We start from the raw sequence: 8,870 nt of genomic DNA, 5'->3' as shown, positions 1-8,870 counted from the left end.
ACGATGGATTGCAGCTTCTTTTCGATTTCTTCGCCAGCGTCCTTCGCGATGACGAAACCGCCGCGCGGGCCGCGCAGGGTTTTGTGCGTGGTTGACGTCACCACATGCGCATGCGGCACGGGATTGGGATACACGCCAGCCGCGATAAGACCCGCGACGTGCGCCATGTCGACGAAGAGATACGCACCGACCTTATCGGCGATCGCTCGGAAGCGCGCCCAGTCCATTACCTGCGAATAAGCGCTGAAACCGGCGACGATCATCTTCGGCTTGTGCTCGACGGCGAGGCGTTCGACTTCGTCGTAGTCGACCAGACCTTGTTCATTCACGCCGTACTGCACAGCGTTAAACAGCTTGCCGGAAATATTGACCTTCGCACCGTGCGTGAGGTGACCGCCATGCGCCAGGCTCATGCCGAGAATCGTATCGCCCGGACTGAGCAGCGCTAAATACACCGCCTGGTTGGCTTGCGAACCGGAGTGCGGCTGCACGTTGGCGTAGGTGGCGCCGAACAGTTGCTTCAAGCGCTCGATGGCGAGGCGCTCGGCCACGTCTACGTATTCGCAGCCGCCGTAGTAACGCTTGCCCGGATAGCCCTCGGCGTACTTGTTGGTCAACACCGAACCCTGCGCTTCGAGTACGCGCGGGCTGGCGTAGTTCTCCGAAGCGATCAGCTCGACGTGGTCCTCCTGGCGGCGGGCTTCGTCGGCCATGGCCTTGGCCAGCTCATCGTCATAGCCGGCGATCGTGTCGGTCTTCGGGAACATTCGAGCCTCGTGGGTAATAAAGGTGGGAGCGGCGGGGTTGAGTCTTGAAAGTGTAATGGGCGGGGGTGTTTGCGGCCACCGGTGGGGACTTGTGCGGGCCTTTTCGTACAATGTACCGTACATCGTACGCAATGACACGCAGAGGGAGTATCCGCATGACGTTCGCCCGTTCCCGGCTCGCCCACGCATGGCGCTGGCTTGCCCTGACGCTTTTTCTCGCTCCGGCGATACTGCTCGCCCAGACCGTTACCGGCGTGGGGTTTCATCACATCACCATCAACGATCCGGTCAATGGCGGCACGATGCCGGGCTGGGTGTTCTATCCAACAACTCATGCGCCGGGCGAGACCACAATCGGCCCCTACCATGTCGACGCCACCATGGATGCGCCGGCGATTCCGGGCGCGAAGCCGCTGGTGGTGATTTCGCACGGTAACGGTGGCTCCAATCTCGGTCACCGCGAGCTGGCGACATACTTGGCGAGCCACGGTTTCATCGTCGCTACGCTCGAACATCCGAAAGACAACTTCCATGACGTGAGCGGCGTGGGCTATGCGCCGGTGCTGGTTGGCCGGCCGATTCAAGTCAAAGCGACCATCTCCATGCTGCTCAACGACCCGCACTGGAAACCACTGATCGATGCAAATCGCATTGGCGTCGCCGGTTTTTCGGCGGGCGGATACACGAGCCTGATGATCGTCGGCGCCGTTCCGCAATTCCGGCGCTTCATCGACTTCTGCAATCGCTATCCCAACGATAAGGACGTTTGCGGCGAGGCCAAGAAACTCACTGCGGAGGCGCAAAGTCATGGACAGACCCTCGAACAGATGATGGATGGCTTGGAAAGCCAGCTCACGCGCTGGGGTAATACCGCCGATCCGCGCGTGAAAGCAGCATTCGTGATGGCGCCACTAAGCCTCGTCTTCGACGAAGCGGGCATCGCGAAAATCGATCGTCCCGTTTTCCTCTACTACGGCCAGAACGATCATGTGCTCAGACCCAGCGCAAACGCCGAACATATCCGTCCGCTGATGAAAACGCTTGTGAATGTGAAAATGGTGCCGCTCGCCGATCACTGGGTGTTCCTCGATCCGTGCTCTCCAGAACTGGCAAAGGATGCAAAAGAGATCTGCAGCGATCCACCCGGTGTCGATCGCGTGAAAGTGCATCAGCAAATTCAAGCCGATGCCTTGGCGTTCTTCCGCAAGTCACTCGACGTACAAACCCAATGATTCGAGATTCACGTGCCCAAAGCACTTAGCGAAAGCGAAACCGAGGCATTCCGCGCACGCATCTGCACCGCGGCGGCAAAACTGTTCGTCGAAGAAGGCCCGGCGGCGATCACTATGCGCCGCTTGGCCAGCGAACTCGGATGCGGCACGATGACGCCGTATCGCTACTACGACAGCAAGGAAGAAATCATCACCGCCGTGCGCACGCGCGGCTTGAATCAAATGGCTGAAGCGTTGGAAAACGCACTGGATACACCGGGCGATGGCCGCACGCGCAGTCGCAACGTGCGTGATGCTTACATCGATTTCGCGCGTCGTGACACCGCGACCTATCGGTTGATGTTCGAGTATCCCGAAGCCAACGGCAACGATCCCGCGTATCGCGAGGCGCACGCACGTATGTGGCGATGCATCGCCGCGGATACGCAAGTGATGATCGACGAAGGCATCATTGAAGCCGATGCGCCCATTCTCGGCCATCAGGTGTGGGCGGCATTGCACGGCGCGGTGATGCTGGAAATCGCCGGACTGTTGCCGGCAGGTTTCGACGCGGCGGCGTTGCATGCGCGCACCTTCGTGGCGCTGATGGAGGGCGCGCGACCGACGCATCTAAAAGACAAACCGGGACCGTAGGCCTCAAGTTTCAGTATCCCGCCCCCTGCTTGCGGGAAGAGGTTGGGAGGGAGGTCACATGCGCTTGCCTCGACGCAAGATTGTTCAACCCCTCCCCAACCCTCCCCTGCGTGCAAGGGAGGGAGTAGTGCGATGCATGGCGATGGCACTGACCATTACGTAGCTGATGATCATCAACAGCAACCATGCACCCAATTTCGATACCGGCACCATGCTCCATGCATGACGCTGCGCAGGATAACGCCACGCCGCCGTAAACGTGCCGATGTTCTCCGCAAACCAGATGAACGTCGCCACCAGTACAAAACCCAGCAACAGCGGCATGCGCCGGTGCACGCGCCGGATTCGAAAATAGACCCATGTGCGCCCGAACAGCACGGCCACCGCAACGAATAGCAACCATCGCGCATCAGGAAAAAAGTGATGCGTAAAGAAATTCGCGTAAATGGCCATCGCCAGCCAAACAGTTGCCGCAAACGATGGATGATGGGTAAAGCGAAATTCGAACAACCGCCATGCCCGCGCGATGTAGCTGCCAATCGACGCGTACATGAAGCCGGAGAACAACGGCACGCCACCAAGACGCAAAAACGACGCTTCCGGATAGACCCACGAGCCCACGGATGTCTTGAACACCTCCATCACTGTGCCGACGAGATGAAACATCAGGATCACTTTCGCTTCATCACGACTTTCCAGACGCGTCGCAATCAACACACACTGAATGATCAACGCAGCCAGCGTGAGGAAGTCATAGCGCGACAGCAACGCACCACGCGGATAAAACACCCAGGTCAACCAGAGCAGGCTGATCATGCACCCGCCGAACAAGCACGCTGACGCCTGCTTCAGGCCGAAGCAAACCAGCTCGTGCAGGGCAACGACCGCACGGCCGCGCGGGCGCGCCCATTGTCCGATTCGCGTGTCCCATCGCCGGATGGCTGCCTGCGGACCGCGGTGGCGTTTGGTGGTGGTAGCTCCGTCCATCGACAACTCCCTCTGTATCGAAGGGAGCATCGCGGTCCGAAGTGTCCGGACCTGGCGCAAAAAATGACGCTGCGGTGGCCATCCGCTCGCATCCGGGCGGCAAAAAGCACGTCCAGAGGAGCCACCCCGTCACCGGGAGTTGCGATGGAGCCGCTATAATGCCGGGTTTGATACCCACGCCCCGCGCGTTGCCCCTCCTCCGGGCCAGCGACGCGCACGCCTTCGGAGCCAGCATGCAATACATCTACACCATGAACGGGGTCAGCAAGATCGTTCCCCCGAAGCGCCAGATCATCAAGGACATCTCGCTGTCGTTCTTCCCCGGCGCGAAAATCGGTCTGCTGGGACTCAACGGCGCGGGCAAATCGACCGTGCTGCGCATCATGGCCGGCGTGGATACCGATTTTCAGGGTGAAGCGCGCCCACAGCCCGGCATCAAGGTCGGCTATCTCGCGCAGGAACCGCAGCTGGACCCGGAAAAGACCGTACGTGAAGTGGTCGAGGAAGGCGTTTCCGTCATCCTCGATGCGCAGAAGCGCCTGGAAGAGGTTTACGCCGCCTACGCCGAAGAAGGCGCCAACTTCGACAAACTGGCCGCCGAACAGCAGGAACTTGAAAACCTGCTTGCCGTGAACGATGCGCACGCCTTGGAGCGCCAACTCGAGGTGGCGGCCGATGCGTTGCGCCTGCCGCCCTGGGATGTGAAGGTCGGCCCGCTATCCGGCGGTGAAAAGCGCCGCGTGGCACTGTGCCGCCTGCTGCTGTCCAAGCCCGACATGCTGTTGCTCGACGAGCCCACCAACCACTTGGACGCCGAGTCCGTGGAATGGCTGGAGCACTTCCTGCAGGACTACCCCGGCACCGTGGTGGCCGTGACCCATGATCGCTACTTCCTCGACAACGCCGCCGAGTGGATTCTGGAACTGGACCGCGGCCGCGGCATCCCGTGGAAGGGTAACTACACCGAGTGGCTGGAGCAGAAGGACGCGCGCCTAAAGCAGGAAGCGCAGCAGGAAAAGTCGCGCCAACGGGCGATCGAGAAGGAACTGGAGTGGGTGCGCTCGGCGGCCAAGGGTCGTCAGTCCAAGGGCAAGGCGCGCTTGAACCGCTTCGAAGAGCTCAACTCCGTCGAATACCAGCGTCGCAACGAAACCAACGAAGTCTTCATTCCGCCGGGCGAGCGCCTGGGCCAGGAAGTGATCGAGTTCAAGAACGTCAGCAAGTCGTTCGGTGACCGCCTGCTGATCGACGATCTGTCGTTCAAGGTGCCGCCGGGCGCCATCGTCGGCGTCATGGGCCCGAACGGCGCAGGTAAGTCCACGCTGATGAAGCTGATCACGGGCGTCGAAAAGCCGGATTCGGGCGAAGTGAAGATGGGTCACACCGTCAAGCTCGCCTACGTCGACCAGTCGCGCGGCGCGCTCAATGCGAAGAACAATGTGTGGCAGGAAGTGTCGGGCGGTGCGGACATCATCACCATCGGCAACTTCGAGATCCAGTCGCGCGCATACATCGGCCGCTTCAACTTCAAGGGCGTCGATCAGCAGAAGATCGTCGGCAACCTCTCCGGTGGTGAGCGTGGCCGACTGCATCTGGCCAAGACGCTGCTGCAGGGCGGCAACGTGTTGTTGCTCGACGAACCGTCGAATGACCTTGACGTCGAAACGCTGCGCGCACTGGAAGACGCACTACTGGAATTCCCCGGCTGCGCGATGGTGATCTCGCATGATCGCTGGTTCCTCGACCGCATCGCGACACATATCCTTGCATTCGAAGGCGATTCGCATGTCGAGTTCTTCCCCGGCAACTACAACGAATACGAAGCAGACAAGAAGCGTCGCCTGGGCGAAGAAGCTGCGAAGCCGCATCGTGTGAAATACAAGAAACTGGCGTAATTGCGAAGCCCCTCTCCCGATGGGAGAGGGGTTGGGGTGAGGGTACGATCAGCGCGTACCCACACCCGCATGCCGGCACCCTCTCCCGGTGGAGAGGGAATCACTAGGAGACGACGATGCATTTCATGCAATCACTGCAACAGGCATGGACCCGCAACAACTCGCTCGTGTGCGTCGGCCTCGATCCTGAACCTTCCAAATTCCCAACCCATTTGAAGGGCCATCCCGACGCGATCTTCGAATTCTGTCGCGACATCGTGGACGCAACGGCCGATCTGGTCTGCACATTCAAGCCGCAGATCGCCCACTTCGCCGCGCTTCGCGCCGAAGAAATACTCGAGCGTCTGATTGCGCATATCCACGCCGAGCATCCCGGCGTACCCGTCATCCTCGACGCCAAGCGCGGCGACATTGGCAGTACGGCGCAGCATTACGTCACCGAAGCGTTCGATCGCTATCGCGCCGATGCCGTAACGCTTAACCCGTACCTCGGCCGCGATTCCGTCCAGCCTTTCCTTGATCGCACCGATAAGGGTGTGATTCTCCTTTGTCACACGTCCAATCCCGGCGCGGCAGACCTGCAGGATCTCGACGTCGGCGGTAAGCCGCTGTATCAGCACGTGGCGAAAATCATCGCCCATGACTGGAACCAACACGGCAATTGCGCACTCGTGACGGGAGCGACCTGGCCGGAACAACTGGCCGAGGTACGCGCCATCGTGGGTGACGTGCCGTTGCTGGTGCCGGGCATCGGTGCCCAGGGCGGCGATGTGGAAGCGGTGGTCCGTAACGGTCGCACGTCGGCGGCCACGGGTCTGATGATCAATTCCTCGCGCGCCATACTTTACGCGGGTCACGACGAAGACTTCGCCACCGCTGCCCGCAAAGCCACCCAGGATTTGCGCGACACCATTAATCGGTACCGCTAACACACCGGTTCACCTCGTAAGTTCCAGCGTCGATTTCGTGCGCTGGAATGCCATCCAATGGCCCTCCCGCCGGCTGCACGGCTATGTCAGTATCGGTGGCGGGATCCGGCTTTTTTGCCGGTCAGGCAATCATACGAAGGGAACGTATGCAGGCATTGAATGGGATGGTTCGACACGTGGTCACGAAAACAACTGCCTTTCTTCACCAGCTTTCGCTGACGTTGTTGCTGATAACGATTGCCATGAGTGTGACGAGCCGCGTGTACGCCGCGAGCCCCGATCCTCAACTTGCGTCGAAAATCGACGCGGCGACGTTCGAAGTGGTGATTCCTCGAGCGGTCGACGATCCGCTTACTTACGAAAAACCACTGCCGCTCGATCTGATGCCTTATCAGGAACGCACGGACAAATATTTTTCGATCGGCACGGCGTTCTCCATCGGTAACAACCGATATGTCACTGCCGGTCATGTGTTGATGGCTTCGGTGGGCGATCTGACCGGTGCCCCCGCGCTGCGCGATGCCAGCGGCCACGTGTATGCGATCGACAAAATCGAAAAGTTTTCGCTTCAGCAAGACTTTGTGATGTTCTCGCTGAAAGAACAACCCAACAACGCCGCACTGGACGTCAACACCAAACCCGCCTTGAACAGCGTGGTATACGCAGTGGGCAATGCACTGGGAACAGGCGTCGTGATCCGCGACGGCCTTTACACCTCCGACACACCGGAGGATGAAAACGGCCGCTGGAAATGGATGCGCTTCTCTGCCGCAGCATCGCCCGGCAACAGCGGTGGCCCATTGCTGGATGAACAGGGCCGCGTCATCGGTGTCGTGCTGATGAAGTCGGCCAACGAAAACCTCAACTATGCCCTACCGATCGGCGAAGTGATGAACGCCTCGAACAGCACCGCCGTCATCGATAAACGTATGTCCTACCAGCTCGACGTGCTGAGCAATCATCAGAACAGCTCTTTCAAGGCGCAATTCTCCTTACCCAAGAGTTACGCCGATTTCGAATCGGCGTATCTGAAACTTTCCGACAGCAACAGCGACGAGATGCTGAAGGCCTTGTTGCAGTCACAAGGCGACAACCTGTTTCCGCATGGTGCCGGCTCCAATGAGATTCTCTATAGCTCCCCGGATCTGAGTTACTTCCCGTCGCTGATCGTGCTCAGCAACAGCGGTCAATGGAATTACGAGGGACGTGAATTTGGTCGTGTGCCGCTCACTGGCAGCGGGTACATCGCGAGCGGCATCGTCGGCCAAAACATGCTCATGCATCTGCGCAGGCCGGACGACATTAAGGCGTCCACGTTCTACAACGACCCCAAGCAGATGATGGACATGGTGTTGAAGACGGGTTTCTTCATTCGCCCCGTGGGTTCTGAGCGCATCAAGATCACCTCTATGGGCAAACCCAAGACAGATACGAGATACACCGACGGTTGGCAGCGCGAATGGCGTGTGTACGTGTGGGACGAACCCTTTGCCAATATTCAGGTGGTGATGTTCGCCCTTCCCGTGCCGGACGGTTACGCAATCATGATGCGCATGAACTCTGCGGCGGCCACGCATGACAGCATGATCGACATGAAAGCGCTCACTGATTTCTTCAACGTCGATTTCGGCGGCACGCTGGCGCAATGGAAGGATTTTCTTTCCGACAGCTCGCTGTTGTCCGGTCCGCTGAAAGAGACGCGCATCGATTTCGATTACGGCAAGCGCTTCAGTTATGACTCGAACCGTATCGCATTCAACTATTCCTCGTCATTGCAGGACATCGCTCCCGACAACGTGTTGGGCGTAGGCTTCGGCTATTACGCGAATCACGGCAAAATCGATCTGGAGACAAGCGATGTGCAGGTCCGTATCAACGTCACCGATCCAGATCGCATCAACATAAGACGACACGTCGCTCCCAGCCCCGACCTCGATGACAGCTTCAAGGCGGCGTGGGGCAAGCTGCTTCACAAGCAGCACCCGTATGACGGAGTCGCTTATAACGATGGCGACGAAATGGATATCGCCGCGGTGGTCGATCCGGGCTCAACCGCCGCTCCGACCGAGCTCTACACCGTCTTCTATGGCACGCAGGGCACGCATCAGCCCGGCGACATGAAAGCCAAGCTCGATCAGCTGATGAAACCGTTCAAGCTCAAATCGCCTTGATGATTCGACATGGCTCGTCATCCCGCGTTGCGCTGGATGACGAGTCATCCGCTGAAGTACTTTGTGCGGAAACAGCGCGCGAGAACTTCAACACCTTTCGTGACAATAAGGTCCGTTGCCCCGAAATCGCCATATTTGACCGCACTTTCCCCGCCACGCAAGCGATGTGCGCTGACATAATTGGGGAAACCGATCTCAGAAGGAATCCCGCGTGAGTTTGTGGTTTCTGATTTTTCTTAGCGTGCTGCAAGGCGTT

Annotated in this window: 8 protein-coding genes; 5 read left to right on the top strand and 3 right to left on the bottom strand. The window is 59.1% G+C overall.

The window, feature by feature from the left end; all coding sequences use genetic code 11:
* The coding region (gene glyA / locus VK725_RS07690) for a serine hydroxymethyltransferase (protein ID WP_325317473.1) at positions 1–767 on the bottom strand (767 nt) is incomplete at its 3' end.
* Positions 768–922: 155 nt separating this feature from the next.
* Here glyA and VK725_RS07685 point away from each other — a divergent pair.
* Complete coding sequence (locus tag VK725_RS07685; RefSeq protein WP_325317472.1) at positions 923–1,999, top strand: hypothetical protein; 1,077 nt, start codon at positions 923–925, stop codon at positions 1,997–1,999.
* A gap of 12 nt (positions 2,000–2,011) precedes the next feature.
* The gene (locus VK725_RS07680; RefSeq protein ID WP_325317471.1) at positions 2,012–2,632 is read left to right on the top strand and encodes a TetR/AcrR family transcriptional regulator; all 621 of its coding nucleotides are present in this window, start codon (positions 2,012–2,014) and stop codon (positions 2,630–2,632) included.
* A gap of 84 nt (positions 2,633–2,716) precedes the next feature.
* On the opposite strand, the gene VK725_RS07675 is transcribed toward VK725_RS07680, so the two are convergent.
* Positions 2,717–3,619 carry a DUF817 domain-containing protein gene (locus tag VK725_RS07675; RefSeq protein WP_325317470.1) on the bottom strand — a complete coding sequence of 301 codons (903 nt, stop codon included), beginning with the start codon at positions 3,617–3,619 and terminating at the stop codon, positions 2,717–2,719.
* Between the two features lie 233 nt (positions 3,620–3,852).
* On the opposite strand from VK725_RS07675, the gene ettA reads away from it, so the two are divergent.
* The 3 genes from ettA to VK725_RS07660 all read left to right on the top strand — a co-directional run bounded on the left by ettA (position 3,853) and on the right by VK725_RS07660 (position 8,614).
* Positions 3,853–5,514: an energy-dependent translational throttle protein EttA gene (gene ettA / locus VK725_RS07670; RefSeq protein ID WP_325317469.1), complete on the top strand. Its 1,662-nt coding sequence runs from the start codon at positions 3,853–3,855 to the stop codon at positions 5,512–5,514.
* Positions 5,515–5,630: 116 nt separating this feature from the next.
* Positions 5,631–6,443 (top strand): orotidine-5'-phosphate decarboxylase, encoded by an 813-nt coding sequence (gene pyrF, locus VK725_RS07665; protein WP_325317468.1) that lies wholly within the window; start codon positions 5,631–5,633, stop codon positions 6,441–6,443.
* Positions 6,444–6,619: 176 nt separating this feature from the next.
* Complete coding sequence (locus VK725_RS07660) at positions 6,620–8,614, top strand: S1 family peptidase (RefSeq protein ID WP_325317467.1); 1,995 nt, start codon at positions 6,620–6,622, stop codon at positions 8,612–8,614.
* On the opposite strand, the gene VK725_RS07655 is transcribed toward VK725_RS07660, so the two are convergent.
* Positions 8,601–8,870, bottom strand: a 270-nt coding sequence (locus VK725_RS07655; protein WP_325317466.1) for a hypothetical protein, incomplete at its 5' end; no start/stop codon positions are given. The two genes, VK725_RS07660 and VK725_RS07655, sit on opposite strands and share 14 nt — an antisense overlap.

The sequence above is a fragment of the Dyella sp. genome, from assembly GCF_035486915.1.
Taxonomy (GTDB): Bacteria; Pseudomonadota; Gammaproteobacteria; order Xanthomonadales; family Rhodanobacteraceae; genus Dyella_B.
Note: the sequence above shows the minus strand (reverse complement) of the source record. Positions and strands in the feature narration are given on the sequence as shown.